17 protein-coding genes are annotated in these 18,102 nt (G+C 58.6%); 6 read left to right on the top strand and 11 right to left on the bottom strand.

Translation table 11 applies throughout. The features are described 5' to 3' along the window. Positions 1-38: 38 nt before the first annotated feature. The 4 genes from DX909_RS10480 to DX909_RS10470 form a co-directional block, all read right to left on the bottom strand. The gene (locus DX909_RS10480) at positions 39-1,070 is read right to left on the bottom strand and encodes a GntR family transcriptional regulator (RefSeq protein WP_128545123.1); all 1,032 of its coding nucleotides are present in this window, start codon (positions 1,068-1,070) and stop codon (positions 39-41) included. Between the two features lie 22 nt (positions 1,071-1,092). Then, positions 1,093-1,239 carry a hypothetical protein gene (locus DX909_RS29525; RefSeq protein ID WP_164851253.1) on the bottom strand — a complete coding sequence of 49 codons (147 nt, stop codon included), beginning with the start codon at positions 1,237-1,239 and terminating at the stop codon, positions 1,093-1,095. Positions 1,240-1,380: 141 nt separating this feature from the next. Further along, positions 1,381-2,877, bottom strand: a complete 1,497-nt coding sequence (locus tag DX909_RS10475; RefSeq protein WP_128545122.1) for a RagB/SusD family nutrient uptake outer membrane protein — start codon at positions 2,875-2,877, stop codon at positions 1,381-1,383. Between the two features lie 9 nt (positions 2,878-2,886). Beyond that, positions 2,887-6,093 (bottom strand): SusC/RagA family TonB-linked outer membrane protein, encoded by a 3,207-nt coding sequence (locus DX909_RS10470; protein ID WP_164851252.1) that lies wholly within the window; start codon positions 6,091-6,093, stop codon positions 2,887-2,889. Between the two features lie 146 nt (positions 6,094-6,239). Here DX909_RS10470 and DX909_RS10465 point away from each other — a divergent pair, with 146 nt between their 5' ends. After that, positions 6,240-10,286, top strand: coding sequence for a hybrid sensor histidine kinase/response regulator transcription factor (locus tag DX909_RS10465; protein ID WP_128545120.1), 4,047 nt, complete (start codon positions 6,240-6,242; stop codon positions 10,284-10,286). A gap of 10 nt (positions 10,287-10,296) precedes the next feature. On the opposite strand, the gene DX909_RS10460 is transcribed toward DX909_RS10465, so the two are convergent. The 6 genes from DX909_RS10460 to DX909_RS10440 form a co-directional block, all read right to left on the bottom strand. Further along, a complete protein-coding gene (locus tag DX909_RS10460) occupies positions 10,297-11,097 on the bottom strand; it encodes a hypothetical protein (protein WP_310589842.1) in 801 nt (266 codons plus the stop codon). A 36-nt stretch (positions 11,098-11,133) separates the two neighbouring features. Beyond that, positions 11,134-11,406 carry a hypothetical protein gene (locus DX909_RS30040; RefSeq protein WP_310589841.1) on the bottom strand — a complete coding sequence of 91 codons (273 nt, stop codon included), beginning with the start codon at positions 11,404-11,406 and terminating at the stop codon, positions 11,134-11,136. A gap of 81 nt (positions 11,407-11,487) precedes the next feature. After that, positions 11,488-11,913: a hypothetical protein gene (locus DX909_RS10455; protein ID WP_128545119.1), complete on the bottom strand. Its 426-nt coding sequence runs from the start codon at positions 11,911-11,913 to the stop codon at positions 11,488-11,490. Positions 11,914-12,038: 125 nt separating this feature from the next. After that, the gene (locus DX909_RS10450) at positions 12,039-12,203 is read right to left on the bottom strand and encodes a lmo0937 family membrane protein (RefSeq protein ID WP_128545118.1); all 165 of its coding nucleotides are present in this window, start codon (positions 12,201-12,203) and stop codon (positions 12,039-12,041) included. A 254-nt stretch (positions 12,204-12,457) separates the two neighbouring features. After that, entirely contained in the window at positions 12,458-14,086 is a 1,629-nt protein-coding gene (gene groL, locus DX909_RS10445) for a chaperonin GroEL (RefSeq protein WP_128545117.1), read from the bottom strand. Positions 14,087-14,153: 67 nt separating this feature from the next. Continuing rightward, on the bottom strand, positions 14,154-14,447 hold the full coding sequence (locus tag DX909_RS10440) for a co-chaperone GroES (protein WP_128545116.1): 294 nt from the start codon (positions 14,445-14,447) through the stop codon (positions 14,154-14,156). A 608-nt stretch (positions 14,448-15,055) separates the two neighbouring features. Between DX909_RS10440 and DX909_RS29895 the strand changes: the two genes are divergently transcribed. Next, positions 15,056-15,484 carry a hypothetical protein gene (locus DX909_RS29895; protein ID WP_229311012.1) on the top strand — a complete coding sequence of 143 codons (429 nt, stop codon included), beginning with the start codon at positions 15,056-15,058 and terminating at the stop codon, positions 15,482-15,484. 128 nt (positions 15,485-15,612) lie between these two features. On the opposite strand, the gene DX909_RS10430 is transcribed toward DX909_RS29895, so the two are convergent. Further along, complete coding sequence (locus DX909_RS10430) at positions 15,613-16,128, bottom strand: hypothetical protein (RefSeq protein ID WP_128545114.1); 516 nt, start codon at positions 16,126-16,128, stop codon at positions 15,613-15,615. Positions 16,129-16,243: 115 nt separating this feature from the next. On the opposite strand from DX909_RS10430, the gene DX909_RS10425 reads away from it, so the two are divergent. The 4 genes from DX909_RS10425 (at position 16,244) to DX909_RS10410 (ending at position 18,095) form a co-directional block, all read left to right on the top strand. Continuing rightward, positions 16,244-16,543 carry a hypothetical protein gene (locus DX909_RS10425; protein ID WP_128545113.1) on the top strand — a complete coding sequence of 100 codons (300 nt, stop codon included), beginning with the start codon at positions 16,244-16,246 and terminating at the stop codon, positions 16,541-16,543. A gap of 78 nt (positions 16,544-16,621) precedes the next feature. Beyond that, entirely contained in the window at positions 16,622-17,431 is an 810-nt protein-coding gene (locus DX909_RS10420) for a helix-turn-helix domain-containing protein (protein ID WP_128545112.1), read from the top strand. Next, positions 17,416-17,709, top strand: a complete 294-nt coding sequence (locus DX909_RS10415) for a hypothetical protein (RefSeq protein ID WP_128545111.1) — start codon at positions 17,416-17,418, stop codon at positions 17,707-17,709. The genes DX909_RS10420 and DX909_RS10415 overlap by 16 nt, the downstream gene beginning before the upstream one ends. Continuing rightward, complete coding sequence (locus tag DX909_RS10410) at positions 17,706-18,095, top strand: RNase H family protein (RefSeq protein WP_128545110.1); 390 nt, start codon at positions 17,706-17,708, stop codon at positions 18,093-18,095. The genes DX909_RS10415 and DX909_RS10410 overlap by 4 nt, the downstream gene beginning before the upstream one ends. The last annotated feature ends 7 nt before the right edge of the window (positions 18,096-18,102 follow it).

The raw sequence follows: 18,102 nt of genomic DNA, 5'->3' as shown, positions 1-18,102 counted from the left end.
AGCATAGGGATGACAACCGAAATGGGGATAACGAAAGGTCAGAGGGAGGGGCGGTGAATGAACTGGAGCGGGATGCGGACGTGCCGGCGTTTGCCCGACGCGATGAGGTCGCTCAGTTGCCGGGCGAGGGCGGAGAAGTCCGTCCGGATCACGGAAATGCCGCCTGCCAGCAGGGCCTTGTAACCGGCGTCGTTGAAGGAAAGCAGTCCGATGTCCCGGCCCGGCTTCAGCCCCCGGCGGTCGAGGGTCCGGATGGTCTCGACCAGGTCCTCGTCGTCGAACAGGAGGTAGGCGTTGCCCGGTTCGAGGGGGGCTTCGTCCATACCGTCCAGAATGCGCCCTTCCGGGCCGAAGGCGTTCGTGAAGTTGAGGAAGGCGCTGTACCAGTCGGCGGGAATGTATTCCCGGTCGGTGGTGACGAAGTTCAGTTTCCGGTATTTTCCGAAGAGGCCCGCATTCTGTTCCAGCAGGTCCCGGAACTGCCGTCCGCAGCCGTAGCCCACCGAGGAGCAGTTCCGGGAAATCGGCGAGGGCCCTTCCTCCAGCAGAAAAAGCCGCTCGTTCGGGATTTTCCGCAGGGTGTTACGAAGGTCGTCGGACTCACCCAGGTGGTGGGGCATCACGACGTAGTAATGGTATTTCCCGGCCTGGTTATCCAGAATATCGCAGAAGAATTCCTTCCGGTATTCGTAGGCGAACATATCGATCCGGTAGTTCCGGCCCAGTGCGTCGCTCAGGGCATTGAAGAGGACATGGCTGCTGTCGTTGATCCGCCCGACCAGAAACAGCACCCGTTTGAGGGCTTTGCCGTCGGCGACGAAAAATCCTTTCCGGTAGAGGGAAGTGATGTGGCCGCTTTTCAGCAGGCTGCCGTAGGCTTTCTCGACGGTGGCCCGGGCCAGGTAATATTCGGCGCTGGTTTCGTTGATGGACGGAAGGCGGTCACCGGGTTTGAAAACGCCGGTTTCGATACCGGAGATGACGCCGTTGACGATCTGTAGAAATTTCGGGGTTTTGCCGGATTCGTCGATTTGCAGGAAACTTCCGTTTTTGACAGGACTGCCTATCATGATTTCGTCGGTTTGGGTGACCTTACATCCAGCCGATACCGAAAATGACCATGAGAACCAGAAGCAGCAGCAGCAAAATCTCGAAAAGGTAGGTCCGGTCGTAACGGCCCGGGCTGACCTGATCCTGCATCTTGTGACGATACTTCCGGATGATTCGGGTCAAAAACATGGTCGGTTGGCAGGGGCTAAGGTAGCCGGAAGGCGACGGAACCAGTTGGACGATTTGTGCAAAAACTTGGATAAATATTGCAAATCGGGGCGTTCGGGAGGGATTTGGCCCCCGGCTCACCACCGGGGGCCAGGCGTCATCTCAATAGCCGGCGTTCTGCCGGATGTTCGGGTTCAGGTCGATTTCGTTGTTCGGAATGGGGTAATAGAGGTTTTTCGGAACCGAGATCGACACGTCGTTGCGGTCGGAGCTGAAATTGAAACCGGTCAGGTTGATCTTGCCGCCGATGTGCCACCGGCGCAGGTCGAACCAGCGGTGGCCTTCCTCCCCGGCCAGTTCCAGAAACCGTTCGTTCATGATCCAGTTGAAGATCCGGTTTTTGTCGGTTTCCGAGGTAGCGTAATCGGCCGGGACGGTTCCGTTTGCCACCATCTTCCGGGCCCGGCTCCGGACCTGGTTGATCAGCCCGACGGCCTCGGCCGTCGATCCGCCCGATTGCAGAACGGCCTCGGCCTTCAGCAGCAGCACGTCGGCATAGCGCAGAATCCGGGCGTTGTTGAGCGACCCCACGCCCGACTGGGTTTTCTGGTCTTTCAGCACGTATTTCTTCACCGCCCGCGTCGAGTCCATCGTCAGTTTATACCGGGGGTCCTTCGGGTCGAAAGCCGCCTGGAGTTTTTTGGTCGCCAGATAGGGCGCGGCCCCGAACAGGCTGTAGTGGTTTTCGTACCAGCCCCAGTAGGCCGAGGTCGAGCCGACGTCGTTGTTGAAGTCGTTCGAAAGCCAGACGTTGTCGAAACCGGGCTGGGTGGCCTGAAACTCGAACAGCGATTCGGCGTTGTTCTCGGTGGCGACGTCGAAGTTCTGGCCGAAATCCGGCACCAGCGACGCCCCCGTGATCTTGTTGAAGGCCGCGATGGCCGCCGTGTAGTCTGCCGCCTGGTTTTTGATCGTCGCCCGGAACACCAGGGCCTTGCCGAGCATCCCGTTGGCCGAGTTGGCCGTGGCCCGGCCCCGGTTGGCGTCTTCCCATTTCGGGGGCAGCAGCCCGGCGGCTTCGGTGAAGTCCTTGATGGCCTGGTCGAGGAGGTCGCCTTCCTTCGAGTTGGGCTGCGTAATCTGCTCCGTGCTCTGGATGCGCTCGGTGATGAGCGGGGCGGTGCCGAAGAAGTTCGCCAGGTTGAAATACATCAATCCCCGCAGAAACAGGGCTTCGCCCTGGTGGTAGTTCTTCAGATTGGCCGTTTTGTACACGCCCGGCCCCACCTCCGCGATTTTCTGAAGGCTGGTGTTGGCCCGGTTGATGAGCTGATACGACGTTTTGTAGTAATAGTTCAGCTTCCCGTTGGCCGGCTGCAGGGTTCCGAAAATTTCAAAGGCCTCGGTGCCGGTGGTCGTGATGTCGTCGCCCGGGAGCTGCCATACGCCGTGAATCGGGTTGTTGGCATTGAAATAATAGAAGTCCGTCAGCTTGGCATAGACGGCCAGAATCGAGCGTTCGAAATCGATCTCTTCCTTGAAGTAGGCGGCTTCCGTGACGCTCAGCGGCTGGAGGTCGATGCTCTTTTCGTTGCAGGCATACGACACTCCGAGCAGGGCGATGGTGACCGATGCGGTGAGGGATTTAAGGCTTTTCATACGGGTGAATCAGAAGGATAGATTGATACCGGCAACAAGCGAACGGGCGGGCGGAATGGCGTCGTTTTCGGGGTCGAGGCCGGTCCAGTTCGTCAGCGTCAGCAGGTTGGTGCCGCTGAGGTAGATGCGGCCGTTTTCCAGACCGCCCAGTCTCCGCGCGAACGATTTCGGCAGCGTGTAGCCGATCTGGAGGTTCTTCAGGCGCGCAAAACCGGCGTCTTCCACGAAGCGGTCCGAGAAGCGGTTGTTCTGGGCCGGGTCGCTCCGGACGGCTCGCGGCATGGTGGTCGAGGTGCCGGGGCCGGTCCAGCGGTTGAGCGTCGAGGTCCAGTAGTTGTTGCCGGGGCCGGCCATGCTCTCCCCGCCCGCGCGGGCCGAGTTGTATTTCTGCACGTCGCCGATGCCCTGGAAGAAGACCGAGAGGTCGAAGCCCTTCCAGTTGGCGCCGAGGTTCAGGCCGTAGAAGTAGCCCGGGATGGTTTTGCCGATGAACGTTCGGTCGTTGGAGTTCACGATGTTGTCCGGGCTGGCGTTGATGCGTTCGCCGGCTTCTTTCGGGTTACCGTATACGTCCTGGAAATACATGTCGCCGGGGGCGAAGTTATTGTTGTTGTTCTCGTCCTTGTATTTGCCTTTCCACTGGTCGATTTCGGCCTGGGTCTGGAACACGCCCCCGACCTTGTATCCCCAGAGGTAGGAGAGGGGGTAGCCCACTTCGATGCGGCCGCCCTCCCCGCCGAACGGCTGGTCTTTGAAGACGCTCACCACATTGTTCTTCACGGTCGTCAGGTTGGCCGACGCATTGAAGCCCACCGCCCCGAACTGCTTGTTGTAACCGAGCGCCAGTTCGACCCCGCTGTTCCGCACCGAAGCGATGTTGATGATCGGGTCATTCTGGTTCCCCACGCTCGACGGAATGGCCGTCGACTGCAGGATGCCCTTCGTCAGCTTGTTGTAGTATTCCATGGTAATCGTGATGGACCGAAGCAGGGTGGCGTCCACCCCGACGTTGAAGGATTCGGCGGTTTCCCACGACAGGTTCACGTTCGGAAAGTCGGGCAGGCTGGCCCCGAAGCGGACGCTGCCGACCCCGTTGCCGTTGCCGGAACCGAAGGCGTAGTCGGGCGAGGTGGATACGGACGACAGGTAGGCGAAAGCCCGCGTTTTATCGTTACCCAGCCGCCCCCAGCCGGCCCGCAGCTTCAGGTCGTTGATCACCGCCACGCTCTGCATGAACTTCTCCCCGCTGACCCGCCAGGCCACGGCCACCCCCGGGAAAGTGCCCCATTTGTAGCCCGGGGCAAACTTCGAGCTGCCGTCCCGGCGCAGGGTGGCGTCGATGTAATACCGCCCGGCGTAGTTGTAACTGACCCGCCCGAGATAGCCGATCAGGGCTTCGCGGTCCTTGATGGTTCCGGCACTGACGTACTGGATCGGACCCCCGATCTGGGTGCGGAAATCCGGTTCGGCCGAGGTGAGCTGGCCGGTGCTGCCGCTGATGAATTCGTAGGTGTTGCGCTGTTCGCTGGCGTTGACCAGCAGGTCGAGCCGGTGATCGCCGAACGCCCGGACGAAGTTGACGCTGAATTCCTTCACCAGGTTCAGGTTGCGGGCATGGCGCTCGCCGTAGCTGCCTTTGGAGGTGCCGTCGTTACCCGCGTAGGGGTTGCCGGGCGTCTGCGAAAACAGGTATTCGTCGAAGTGGTGGAATTCGTTCCGGCGGTTATAGAACCAGTTGACTCCCAGCGTTCCCTTGAACCGCAGGCCCGGCAGGGGTTCGAGCTGGACGAAGGCCGAGCCGATGTTGTTCACCAGCGTGTAGTCGGTGCGGCCGATCTGCTGCCAGGCGTAGGGGTTGGCGTTGGTTTCCGGCCCCCAGAGTGGCGCCTGCTGGTCGATGTCATAGGCGGCCCCGGAGGTCAGATCGGTCGGCACGAACTTGGGGTTCTGCTTGAACGTCACCCGGTAGGCCGGGGCGAACCCGTAGGGGCCGTTGGGGTCGTAGATCGGCTGCCAGGGGGTGGTGCCGGCCAGGTAGCCGAGGTCGGTACGGAAGTTGTCGAGCGCCTGCACCAGCCCGACCCGGTAATTGACGCCGGTCGACAGATACTTCGAAATGGTGCTGTTGACGCTGGCGGCCAGGCTGTACCGCTTCAGGTTGTTCTGCACGGTGACGCCCTCGGTGCGTGAGAAGCCGCCGGAAACGTAATAGTTGGTATTTTCACTGCCGCCCGACACCCGGACGCTGTAGTCTTCCAGGACCGCGTTTTTGTTGATTCCCGGCGTCTGCCAGTCCACCGTGGGGCGGCCGCCGAGGTACTGCGGCTTGGAGGGGTCGAATTCGGCGGGCAGGTTTTTAGCCTCGTTCGGGTTGTTCTTGTAGGCTTCCTGCGTCAGCGCCGTCAGCTGCTGTACGTTCAGCATATCGTAGGTCTTCGGCAGGTTCTGCACGCCCCGGAAGGCGTTCACCTCCACCCGGGGTTTGCCGGCCCGGCCGCGCTTGGTCGTGATCAGAATGACGCCGTGGGCCGCCCGAACCCCGTAAACCGCCGAAGCTGCGGCATCCTTCAGTACCGACACGGACTCGATGTCGCCGGGGTTGAGCATGGTCAGGATGTTGACGTTCCCCCGGATGTCGCCCACCAGGCCGGACTCCGTGCCGTTCCCGTATTCCTGAAGGGGAATCCCGTCGATGACGTAGAGCGGCTCGGCGTTCCCGAACGTCCCGACACCCCGGATGCGCACCGTCGGGCGGGAGTTGGGGTTTCCGCTGTTCTGCGTGACCTGGACGCCGGTCAGACGGCCCTGCAGGGCCAGTTCGGGCGCCACGTTGACGCTTTTGGCAATTTCATCGGCCTTGATGTTCGAGATGGCCCCGGTCACGTCCTTACGTTCCCGCGACCCGTAACCGATCACCACCACGTCCTGGAGCGTCTTTTCGTCCGAAGCCAGCGAGATCGCATACTCCCCGGCGTTGGTGAGGGCGATTTCCCGGCGGACGTAACCCACAAACGATACCACCAGCTGGCGGGCGGTCGTCGGCACGGAAAGGGTGAAATTACCGTTGGCGTCGGCCGTGGTTCCCTGCGTGGTGCCGGCAATCATGACGTTCGCGCCCGGCAGGGGCGTGTTGGTCTTTTCGTCGATCACCCGGCCCCGAACCGTTCGGGTCTGGGCGAAAACACTGCTGATCGTCAGCAAAATGATCGTTACCACAAGAGAAAATCTCCGGTAAGGGTAAAATCGATTCATAATTTAATGAGGGATAAATGGTTGTTTTTAGCAGGATAAAAATGGTAACTTGAAAAGGAAATTTTGTCCTATTCTGTCATAGGTACCCTGCCGTCAGACGCGCACTTCGTATGCTCAAATCGGTATCGATCCTGGTTGCCGTCCTGCTCACCGCCTGCCTCTCCGTTCGGGCGCAGGTTTCCTTCGAGCACCTGACCCCGTCGGACGGGCTGTCACAGAGTACGGTCTGGGAGCTGGTACAGGATAAAAAGGGCTTTATCTGGATGGCGACCGCCGACGGTCTGAACCGCTACGACGGCTATTCGTTCAAGGTCTTCCGGCAGCAGCCCGACCAGCCCCGGACGCTCTCCGGCAACGACATCGCCACCGTTTTTGCGGACCGGAACGGCGCCATCTGGGCCGGGCCGCGAAAGGGCGGCCTTTGCCGGCTGCGGGAGGACGGAGAAACCTTCGAGCATTTCCGGGTAGCGGCCGGTGGCCGCAACATCGCTCAGATCAGTATTTCCTGTTTTGCCGAAGCCGACGGCAAACTGTGGTTCGGCACCTCGGAGGACGGGTTGTTCTATTATGATTACGTCAGGCGGCAGGTCCACCCGGTGAACCGGGCCGAAATCGGGCCGTCCGTCATGGCGCTTTACCGGGATACCGCCGGGCGGCTCTGGATCGGTACGGGAAGCGGTAAACTGCTGGCCCTTGCCTTTCGGGACCACCGGCTGACCGTCTATGCCATTCCGTTTCAGAAAGATGTCGTCGAGCAGCACCGGGGCATCAGCATTCTGCAGGAAGACCGCTTCGGCCGGTTCTGGGTCGGGACGTCCGGCCAGGGCCTGTTCCGGTTCGAACCCGCCGGGGGGACCTTTTCCCGCGTGTTCTACCGGCCGGGCGTTTACGAAACGATGAACATCATCACCGACGTGGTGGAGGACCGGCCCGGAAACCTCTGGGTCATCACCGACTTCGGGGCACTGCTGTATCCGAAAGGGGAGATCCGCACCCCCGAACTGAACCTGCCGGACATCGACAACGAGAAGAGCCTCAGCACCCACGCCCTCAAAAAAGCACTGCGTGACTCGGAAGGAAATCTCTGGATCGGCACCTGGCAGGGGGGCGTCAACATCCTGCGGGCCGAGTCGGAGAAGTTCGTATCGATCGGCCACCAGCCCCGCAACCCGCAGAGCCTTCTGACCGCCAAGGTGACGGCCGTGGCCCACGACCGCCACGGTGACCTCTGGGTCGGCTCGAACAAGGGACTGACCCATCTCTCCGCCGACCGCAAACGGTTCGAACACTTCACGACCCGCAACAGCCCGCTCGGCTCCGACGACATCAGCGCCCTGTTTTCCACCCCGGCCGGCAACCTCCTCATCAGCGCCTGGACGAGCGGCTTCGTTTTTTACGATGCGGCCCGGCAACGGTTTTATCCGTTTACCAACCTGGGCATCAGCAAGTCCGTCAAAGGGTTCGCCCGCGCCCGCGACGGCCGGGTGTGGGTCTGTACGCACGAAAAGGAACTTTACCTGTTCGATGAGAAAACCCACCGGGTCGAAGCCGTCGACATCAGCCCCCTGCGGAAAGCACACGAACGCTTCGATTTCAACGAATTTCTGGAAGACGCGTCCGGCAACCTCTGGATCGGCACCTACAACTCGGGCCTGCTGCGCTGGAACCGCCGGTCGGGAGCGGTCCGGTATTATTCCGCCGACGGGCGACGGGGCAGCCTCGGCGGCAACAGCATCACCTGTCTGTATGAGGACGGCCTCCGGCGGCTCTGGATCGGCACGAACGGCGCCGGCCTGAACCGGTACGACCGGCGGACGGATGCTTTCGTCCGCATCACCACCAAGAACGGCTTGTCGAACAACTTCATTTCCGGCATCCGCGAGGACCGGCGGCAAAACCTCTGGCTGTCGTCCAACGGCGGGATTTCCTGGTACGACCCGCGGACGGGCTCGGTCGAGAATTACTACCCCAGCGACGGGCTGGTGGGCCGGGAGTTTCTACCCCGGGCGTCCACGGACCTGCCCAACGGTGAACTGGCCTTCGGCAACATGCAGGGGCTGGTGGTGTTCCGGCCGGAACGGGTACGGCAGAAAGCCGCCCCACCCCGGGTCTACCTGTCGGACCTGAAGCTGTTCAACCGGCCGGTCAACCCCTCCGACGAGGATGCCCCCTCCCGCGTCGACATGACCGATGCCCGCAAACTGGTGTTCAGGGCCAGCCAGTCGGTATTTACGCTGGAGTTTACCGGGATTTCCTACCTCTATAACCGCAACATCCGGTATGCCTTCAAGCTGGACGGGTTCGAGCCGGACTGGAACTACGTGGGCCGGCAGCGGTCGGCCACCTATACCAACCTGCGGGAAGGAACGTATACGTTTCTGGTCAAATCCGCCGTCGGCAACAGCGACTGGAGCCGCCCGGTTTCAGTGGTCATCGAGGTTCTGCCTCCCTGGTACCGGACGTGGTGGGCCTATTCGCTCTACGGGATGGTCTTTCTGGGCCTGCTGTACGCCCTGCGCCGAGTGATCCTGATTCGCGAACGGCTGAAAGCCGACATCCGCATCAAGCAGATCGAAGCCGAGAATATCAAGGCGCTGGACGACGCCAAAACCAGCTTCTTCACGAACATCTCCCATGAGTTCCGGACGCCCCTGACCCTGATCCTGACGCCCCTCGAAAAACTGGTGGCCGAACGCAGTTTCGAGGAACACATCCAGCGCCAGCTCCTGACCATCCAGCGCAACGGCCAGCGGCTGCTCCGGCTCGTCAACCAGCTCCTCGACCTGTCGAAGCTCGAAAGCCGGAGCCTGATTCCGGATATATCGCGCAACGACGTGGTGCCGTTTGTGGAAAGGATCGTCCGGTATTTCGAGGAACTGGCCGAAAAGAAACGCGTGGCGCTGCAGTTCAAGAGTAACTATGACGCCTTCGATGGGTTCTTCGACCCCGATATTGTCGAGAAGATTCTGTACAACCTGCTGTCCAATGCCCTGAAGTTCACACCGGAGGGGGGCGAGGTCCGGGTCACGCTGCTGGTAACGGCCGCGCCCTCCGCCAATACGCTGACGATCACCGTTCAGGACACCGGCGTCGGCATTTCGCCGGAAAACCTGAGCCACATTTTCGAACGGTTCTACCAGGTGAACGGGCACGACACCCAGAAGAAATCGGGCAGCGGCATCGGACTGGCCCTGACCCGCGAGCTGGTCGAACTGCACCGGGGCCGGATCGAGGTGGAAAGCACCGAAAAGGCCGGAACCACCTTTCAGGTCACGCTGCCTCTGGACGAGCAGGCCTTCCCGGAAGAATGGCTTTCGTTTGCCGCCGAACCCGTCGCCGAAAACGGCCCGCCCCTGCTGCCGGTGATCGTCGAGGAGCGGCTGGCGGTGCATCCGGCCAAATCCCTGCCGCTGCTGTTGATCGTCGAGGACAACGAGGAACTCCGGAACTACCTGAAGGAACAGTTTTCCTCCACTTACCACGTCCTGACGGCTTCCGACGGTCGGCAGGCCCAGGTGCAGGCGCGCAAACACGTTCCGGATCTGGTCATCTCCGACTGGCTGATGCCCGAGATGGACGGCGCCGAACTGTGCCGCACGCTGAAGGCCGACGAAAAAACCAGCCATATTCCCTTCCTGCTGCTGACGTCGCGGTCGAGCAGCCAGAGCCAGCTCAATGCGTTCGATACCGGCATCGACGACTACGTGACGAAGCCGTTCAATCTGTCCCTCCTCGAAGCCAGGGTGAAGGGGCTGATCCTGAACCGGCAGGCGCTGCGGGAGAAATTCGGCAAGAGGCTGCTGACCGGTTCCGAAGCCCTCAGCCTGCCGCCGAAGGAGGAGCAGTTCATCAAAAAAACCATCCAGATCATCGAAGCCCACCTCGACGACCCGCATTTCGATGCCGAGCAGCTCGAAGACGCCATGAACATGAGCCGGATGCAGTTTTACCGGAAGCTGAAAAGTCTGGTGAATCTGTCGGGGACGGAATTTATCCGGCAGGTACGGCTGAAATGCGCCCTTCAACTGCTCGAAAGCCGGCAATACAACGTCTCGGAAGTGGCCTGGAAGGTGGGCTTCAACGATCCGGCCTACTTCAGCCGGTGCTTCAAAAAGGAATTCGGCAAGTCACCCCAGGAATACCTGACGAAACACTGAAGGGCGCCGGTCAGGGCAGACCGCCGGTGATTTCCTTCAGGGTGTCGAAAAAGCCCTTTTTGCGGGCCGAGCTGATCTGCCAGTTGACCGGCACCGACTGGTAACCCTCGTCAAAGCCTTCATTCTTCATCCGGTAATCGAAAAAGCCCCAGGAAGCATAGGCCGCCGTGGCCGCCCGAAAATTGTTGACGGGTTGGTCGAAGTCGAAGTGATCGTCTTCGTTGAAAACAATCGGCATCGGCCGGTAGCCGGGGAGGGCGCGGCTTTGCCGGACCATCTCCCCGATGCGGGCGGGGTCCGACACCCCGTTGCCGTGAAGGAGCAGAAAATCCGATTCGCGAACCACCTTTTCCGTCGGCAGTTTGCCCCCGCTGAAACTGGTGCCGACCAGCAGCCGGCCGCCCTTTCGTTTCTTATCCTTCACCCGCCGGATCAGTTCGTGGACCCGGGCGGGTTGCAGAATCGGGTGGTCGTAGCGGATGTCGCACTCGTTGTTGATTTCGATCAGCACGTGGCGGTATCCCTCGTTCAACAGCCACTCCGCCGTACCGTCCACCGCCCGGACCACGGCGGCTTCGTCCTTTAGAAATTGATCCTGTCCGAAATAGAACAGACCGAGAATCACCACCATGCCCAGTTCGTCGGCTTTATCGAGAATTTTCCTTAGGCGGTTGAAATAGGCCGGGTGCCAGGTTCCGTCGGGGTTGAAGGCCGAGTTGATCCAGGGCTGGCTTTGGGAATACCCCTCCGGGCTGCCGCCCTGGAGGTTCAGCGTAACCGCCAAGAGGCCGTGCCGGTTCCAGACCGGCATGGCCTCGACGAACTCGCGCGTGTTCCGGTCGGGGTCCTAGGTCCGGGTATCGGGGTAAGCCCATCTGGCACGGGTGTCGGAGTTCCGGTCGTCGAAGATGCCCTGCACCATGCGGGCGTTCGGCAGCAGCCCTTCGATCCGGTTTCCGTTCCGGTTCCGGCCCCGGAAGGTCGGCCGGCCATTGATGAAAAACTGTTCGCCCCGGATGGCCACGGTGGTTTTGCGGTGAGGGGGCGTTGGGAAACCAGGAGAGTGGGGCAGGAAGCCGGTGAGAAGGAGCAGGCAGAGGAAGGTTCGGAAGGAGGTCATGACGGGAACCGGTTGAAGTGGGGAAGGTATCGAATTCCCGGAAAAAGAAAAAGGCGCCGAACGGCGCCTTTCTGGTGTGGATTAACCCCGGCGGTCGTTGTAGCCGCGGTTGCGCTGTTCGAGCTGGCTGAGCCGGTCGCGCTGGGCGGGGGTCAGCACCGAGAGCAGTTCCTGCCGTTTCTGCTGCTGGATTTTCCGGTAGGCATACCGGTCGTTCCGTTCTTCGCGGGTCAGGCCCCGTTGTTCGTAGCGTTCCTGGATGTCGCGGATCTGGCGTTTCTGGCGGTTGCTCAGGTCCAGTTCGTTCTCCCAGCGCTGGAGCCGTCGTTCGAGGCCGGTCTCCCGCATTTCGTAGTCGTCGCGGTCCCGGTCGCGGTCGTAGCGGTCATTCCGTCCGTACTCGTAGTCGTCGCGCCGGTCGTAGCGGTCGCTGGTGGTGGGTCGCTGGGAGGTGCAGCCCCCGATCAGGAGGGCGGCCGTAACTATCGCAAAAAGTGCTTTTTTCATGACGTAATATCCGGTTGGTTGTCCAATGCGGGTTGGACCGGCGCGGGAGGGGCATGGTTTAACCGGCGGGCATAAAAAAACCTCCGGAGTGCGTCCGGAGGTTTTTAATATTCTTTATTCATCCCCTATACCGGTCGGTCACCGCGGATCAGACGAAGGATGATAGCAATGACTGCGATTACCAGCAATACGTGGATGATGTTACCCAGCCCAAAACTATTGAAGCCTACCAAACCGACTAACCAGAGGATGATCAGAATCACCGCAATGGTGTACAGAAGATTTCCCATGACGTTTCCTATATTTAGTTAAACATAACGTTCTACGGTTAACGATTGAGAAAATAGCGTGCCAAAGCATTGAAGCGGTTATTTACTGGGAAAAAGAGGCCAAATCGGCCCGATTTTGCCCCCAGTTCGATTGCGGAATCGTCGCTTTGTGGAGAAAATTTGGGGTTTTACTGTGGAAATTATTACTCAGATTCCCCGAAATGCAAAAACCCCGGCGTCGGCCGGGGTTTTCGGTACGGAATCGGGTAGGCTGATTACATCATGCCGCCCATGCCGCCGGGATGACCACCCGGAGCGGCTTTGTCTTCTTCCGGTTCGTCGGCCACGACGCACTCGGTCGTCAGCAGCAGGCCGGCGATCGACGATGCGTTTTCCAGCGCCAGACGGGTTACTTTCGTCGGGTCGATGATACCGGCACTGATCATGTTCTCGAAGCGATCTTCGCGGGCGTTGTAGCCGAAATCGGCATCGCCTTCCTTCACTTTGTTCACGATCACGGAAGCTTCACCGCCGGCGTTGGCCACGATCGTCCGCAGGGGCGACTCAAGGGCGACACGGATGATGTTGACACCGGTTTTTTCGTCTTCGTTCAGCGTGTTGACGGCATCGAGCGCTTTGATGGAGCGGATCAGGGCCACCCCACCGCCGGCTACGATCCCCTCTTCAACGGCCGCACGGGTCGCGTGCAGGGCATCGTCGACGCGGTCTTTCTTCTCTTTCATTTCGACTTCGGTAGCGGCACCGATGTAGAGAATGGCCACCCCGCCCGACAGTTTAGCCAGACGTTCCTGCAGTTTCTCACGATCGTAGTCGGAAGTCGTGTTTTCGATCTGAGCCTTGATCTGGTTGACACGGCCCTGGATGTCGTTTTTCTCGCCGGAACCATTGACAATCGTCGTATTGTCTTTGTCGACGATGATCTTTTCGGCCGTGCCGAGGTATTCGATGGTGGCGTTCTCCAGTTTGAAACCGCGGTCTTCGGAGATCACCTGACCACCCGTCAGGATGGCGATGTCTTCCAGCATGGCTTTCCGGCGGTCACCGAAGCCCGGAGCTTTCACGGCGGCCACTTTCAGCGCTCCACGGATTTTGTTCACCACGAGGGTTGCCAGGGCTTCACCGTCGACGTCTTCGGCGATGATCAGCAGCGGACGGCCCGTCTGAGCCACCTGCTCCAGCACCGGCAGCAGTTCCTTCATGGAAGAAACTTTCTTCTCGGAGATCAGGATGAACGGACGCTCGAGTTCGGCTTCCATCTTGTCGGTGTTGGTCACGAAGTAGGCCGACAGGTAACCCCGGTCGAACTGCATCCCTTCCACCGTTTTCACTTCCGTTTCCGTTCCGCGGGCTTCTTCCACCGTGATGACGCCTTCCTTACCGACTTTCTCCATGGCGTCGGCGATCATCTGACCGATCTCTTCGTCGCTGTTGGCGGAGATGGTCGCAACCTGAGCGATTTCCTTGGAGGTTTCGATGGGACGGGACTGGGCGGCCAGGTCTTTTACGACGGCCAGAACGGCTTTGTCGATCCCGCGTTTCAGATCCATCGGGTTGGCACCGGCGGCCACGTTCTTCACACCGATGGAGTAGATTGACTGGGCCAGAACGGTGGCGGTAGTCGTACCGTCACCGGCGGAGTCGGCCGTTTTGGAAGCAACTTCTTTCACCAGCTGGGCGCCCATGTTTTCGATGGCGTCCTTCAGCTCAATTTCTTTAGCTACGGTTACACCGTCCTTGGTGATCGCGGGAGAACCGAATTTCTTATCGAGAATCACGTTCCGACCTTTGGGACCTAAGGTAACCTTCACGGCGTCGGCCAGGGTGTCGACACCCCGTTTCACCTTGTCACGGGCTTCGGTGTCAAAAAATATTTTCTTGGACATTTTAGTAAAGAAATTAATGGGTTAACGAACGAATTGAAGTAAACGGTCGGGCCGCCGAAGCAGCCGTTCAGACAATCGCGAAGATGTCGGACTCACGCATGATGAGGTATTCCCTGCCTTCCACGGTGATTTCCGTACCGGCGTATTTGCCGTACAGAACCGTGTCGCCGACCTGTACCGTCAGCGGCTCATCCTTCTTGCCCGTACCGACGGCTACGATGGTACCGCGCTGGGGCTTCTCTTTCGCCGTATCGGGGATGATGATACCAAATGCGGTTTTTTCTTCAGCAGGAGCCGGTTCAACCAGCACCCGGTCAGCCAACGGTCTTACGTTTACTTTACTTTCCGTTACTGCTTCCATAGTAATGGGCTTGTGTTTAGATGTTAGAACTGTGTTATTCTCGTCGGGACGGCTTCGGATCCGGTGTCCGCCACCGCCAAAAGGTTTCGCATCCGCCACTGACACATATTATGCCAAGTCCGGCCGCTGCCTTAAAACTGACAAATTTTCCGGTTTGATTCTGCCAGTTTGGTAATCAATCGATTAGGGAGAAGAGTTTTCTGCGAAGAAAAAAAATGGCCGAAGACTATTTGGCAGAGTTTGATTTTTCGTTATCTTAATTGACGACAGCACCAATCGAATTCAGTACAGTAATGCCGATGAAAAACCTTCAGAAAGACTGGTTGACTCAGAATTGGATCGATTTTGAGTACAAAAAATTTGTCGTTCTGGCATACCTCCAACATGTTCAGCGACACTTCTCTGACAAAAAGTTTTACCCCGATCTGACAGAATTACGCGACCACTACGAGAGCGGCCTCCGGTTTAGGGCCCGTAAAGGTACACTTTCGGCCTCATTTCCAAAAGAAGTTACCGGAATTGATTGGGAAACTCTTGGCTTTCAGTACACTTCCCGCGTAGACGAAGATGAAAAACTCCGGGAAATCGACTCCATCATCGATTTTGCGGTGCCGCGTTTCGGGAAAACGCTCAGCGAAGGCCAGCAGATGGCCGACGAAATCGAAGCCGGGCTGAAACTGATTCCCATCGGGATGCTGCCCCTGTACCGCAACGAAGGCTACCTGTTTCTGCACTGGACGGACCATGCCCAGACGCACATCTATTACTTCTGCCTGAAGTGGAGCGGTCTGCCGTCCTTTCGGCCGAACCCGGCCGCCGATCCGGTCGGTGACCCGTCCGTCCGGACGCAGTACATCGACTCGGTCCGGAAAGGCATCGGCCGGACGTTCGAGGCCCTGAAACTCGATCTCATCCGCCGGCGGCCCCACCTGCCCAACCCGGCCACCTTCATGGTGGAGTCCAGACGCCGGCTGCCGCTGGAACATACCCTGCTGCCCCTGGCCGGGCGGCTCGTCGAACGGCAGGCCACCGCCTGACCGCTACTCTCTACGGTAAACCGTCTTTCAAATCCCCCAGAATGGAGGTTCTGAAAGACGGCTTTTCCGCTGTTTTAGCCGTTTTGACCCCATAGGTCAATCGGGTGTACCCGCTGCTGTACTGAACTTTAGGCACTGGCCTTCACCATGCGGCCGCTCAGACTCTGGTAGCGTTCGCAGGTTTCCATCCAGTCAAAGTATTCAGCCAGCACCGGCGTTCTGGATACACCCTCAGATTTTCCCAATTTTACTTCACGCATAAAATTGATGAACTCCTTCTGGGTTGTAACCAGCTCCCTTTGGGCTTCTTCCTTCTCCCGGCGTTCCTTTTCTTTTTCCTGCCGTTCCTTTGCGGCAACCTCTTCGGCCTGCTTCAGCTGGGCCTTATAGACGGTCGCTTCCTTTGTTCCCTCTTTGGAACCTCCGAGTCCAGGCTTACCAGTGATCGCTTCCAGCAAATCAAATTCGTTGGGAAACTTTTCAAATAGCTCCCGAAGGACTTCAACACCGGGGGCATTCCTTCCACTGTCCACGTGTTTAAGCAATTGCCGGCTGATACCGGAGGCTTTGGCCACCTCGGCATAGCCGCCCTTTCGGTTCATAAAATCGACCACGTACTTACGCAGCCTTTCTTTTTCTTCCATTAGGTTGATGGGGAGTTTGTGAAATTATTAGGAAACAATTCTTTCTTAGTTTGGAAACATTTGTTTATATTTGTAAGGCAAAGATTTACAAACACGGACAAATGTACCCAAATATATGAGAAACGCAAAAAAAATTGACACAAATGGTCGCAGAGAACTAGTGTACGGTCGTTTGAGGGGTATCAATCCGGATGGAACCACAGGCGAAAAGGTATCTAACTACAGCACCAAAATTCAAAAAGTCCTCCACGAGTGGAATATTGACGTTTCCAAAAAGTACATCATCAGGAGCTTATGGGGCGATGACTGCTATAACCCCGATGTGCTTGAAGCCGCCGAGGTGGTGCTGGCCCGGCATGAGCAGGAGATTCAGGATCGACGCCGGAAAAAGCAAGAAATGTTGCAAAGTGTGTAGGTCATGCTGTATACGACTGTCCTACACCAGGTCCGTAAGCACTTCGGCCTCTCCTGCAATGAATACTGCATTGCGGACATGATCTATAACCTGTCGGCCAATCCTAAAGCGCCGGTTCCAGGGTGGTGCAGCCAGTCACGCGGAAAAATGGCCGATGAAATGGGCATGTCCCGCCGGGCCATCATTACCATCGTTCAAGTCCTTGAGGAAAAAGGGTTGGTCGAACGCAACGAAAGCGACTTTTTACGCACGACCGACCTTTGGTATGATGCCGTTCAAGGTGTGAAGAAACTGCACACCCCCCCCTGTGAAGAAACTGCACACCCTGTGAAGGAAGTTCACACCCCCTGTGAAGAAACTGCACAGGAAAGGTGTGAAGAAACTGCACACAAAAATAATAATACTGAAAACAATACTGAAAAAGAGAGAGAGCCTCAGCCGGTTGAAGCGAAGAGCAGTGAAGAAGACGCCCCCGCAGCCAAGCCATCGAAAAGGAAGGCCCAAAAACCCGCCGAACTTGCTTTCCCCGACTTTGCCACCGACCGCTTCAAAACCGTGTGGGGCCAGTTGACCCGTCAACCGAAATGGTCTACTAAATCCGCTAACGCCCTCCAGTTGTCGCTGAACAAACTCGCCCGCTACGACGAAGCTTTCAGCATCAAGCTCATGGAAACCACTATCGAGCGAAACTGGACGGGGGTGGTATTCGAGGAAACCGACGAAGACTACCGCAAATACTGCGAACGCAAACCCCGGATCCCGGAAGAAAAGCCGCAGGAGCGTCCGCCCGGACAGGAAACCTATCAGGAACTGCTACAGCCCGAGTTCCGCCAGGAAAACCAACCGAAACCAAAACCCGTCCGCCAATTCTCATGGATGCACAACTGACCTGCCACACCTGCGGCCACACCACAACGCCGCTGGTCCGTCAGAACGGCCCCCACCTGGAAGCCGTCTGCCCCGAATGCAAGGCCCATCTGCGGTTTCTGCCCCAGCCGCTGACGGAATTAAAAATCTATTGGGGCAAGTATACCGGCCGGCGGATCGGTGAGGTGCAGGATGCGGGCTGGCTCAGCTGGTGCTATGACAACATCCGAACCCTCAACAGCCGCTACCGACAGGCGCTGAAGGAACAGATTGAACGCCTACGCTACCAGACCGCATGAAACCCTCGATTGGAATAGTGGTCGACGGCTCCTGCTGTCCCAACCCCGGCGCCATGGAGTGGCAGGGGGTATGCCTTGCCAGCGGCAAAAAGCTGTTCCGCTACGGGCCGATCCGGAACGGCACCAACAACGTGGCCGAATTTCTGGCGATTGTCCACGCACTTTCGATCTCGGACATTCTGACCATCTACACCGACAGCAGCACCGCCATGGCGTGGGTGAGAAACGGCGAGGGCAAAGCGCCCGCCACGGCCAGCGAAACGGTGAAAGACCTGGTACGCCGGGCCAACGTGAAACTCCAGACCTTAAACGATTCCTACCGTCGTCTGCGGTATTGGGATAAAATCCGCTGGGGTGAAAACCCGGCCGACTTCGGAAGAAAATAAACCCTAT

This window comes from Larkinella soli (assembly GCF_003703975.1).
Taxonomy (GTDB): Bacteria; Bacteroidota; Bacteroidia; order Cytophagales; family Spirosomataceae; genus Larkinella; species Larkinella soli.
Note: the sequence above shows the minus strand (reverse complement) of the source record. Positions and strands in the feature narration are given on the sequence as shown.

Bases quoted from the DNA above. Each gene is read 5' to 3' on its own strand.
- DX909_RS10480 (WP_128545123.1), bottom strand. From the start codon at position 1,070: ATGATAGGCAGTCCTGTCAAAAACGGAAGTTTCCTGCAAATCGACGAA.
- DX909_RS29525 (WP_164851253.1), bottom strand. From the start codon at position 1,239: ATGTTTTTGACCCGAATCATCCGGAAGTATCGTCACAAGATGCAGGAT.
- DX909_RS10475 (WP_128545122.1), bottom strand. From the start codon at position 2,877: ATGAAAAGCCTTAAATCCCTCACCGCATCGGTCACCATCGCCCTGCTC.
- DX909_RS10465 (WP_128545120.1), top strand. From the start codon at position 6,240: ATGCTCAAATCGGTATCGATCCTGGTTGCCGTCCTGCTCACCGCCTGC.
- DX909_RS10460 (WP_310589842.1), bottom strand. From the start codon at position 11,097: ATGCCGGTCTGGAACCGGCACGGCCTCTTGGCGGTTACGCTGAACCTC.
- DX909_RS30040 (WP_310589841.1), bottom strand. From the start codon at position 11,406: ATGACCTCCTTCCGAACCTTCCTCTGCCTGCTCCTTCTCACCGGCTTC.
- DX909_RS10455 (WP_128545119.1), bottom strand. From the start codon at position 11,913: ATGAAAAAAGCACTTTTTGCGATAGTTACGGCCGCCCTCCTGATCGGG.
- DX909_RS10450 (WP_128545118.1), bottom strand. From the start codon at position 12,203: ATGGGAAATCTTCTGTACACCATTGCGGTGATTCTGATCATCCTCTGG.
- groL (WP_128545117.1), bottom strand. From the start codon at position 14,086: ATGTCCAAGAAAATATTTTTTGACACCGAAGCCCGTGACAAGGTGAAA.
- DX909_RS10440 (WP_128545116.1), bottom strand. From the start codon at position 14,447: ATGGAAGCAGTAACGGAAAGTAAAGTAAACGTAAGACCGTTGGCTGAC.
- DX909_RS10430 (WP_128545114.1), bottom strand. From the start codon at position 16,128: ATGGAAGAAAAAGAAAGGCTGCGTAAGTACGTGGTCGATTTTATGAAC.
- DX909_RS10425 (WP_128545113.1), top strand. From the start codon at position 16,244: ATGAGAAACGCAAAAAAAATTGACACAAATGGTCGCAGAGAACTAGTG.
- DX909_RS10420 (WP_128545112.1), top strand. From the start codon at position 16,622: ATGATCTATAACCTGTCGGCCAATCCTAAAGCGCCGGTTCCAGGGTGG.
- DX909_RS10415 (WP_128545111.1), top strand. From the start codon at position 17,416: ATGGATGCACAACTGACCTGCCACACCTGCGGCCACACCACAACGCCG.
- DX909_RS10410 (WP_128545110.1), top strand. From the start codon at position 17,706: ATGAAACCCTCGATTGGAATAGTGGTCGACGGCTCCTGCTGTCCCAAC.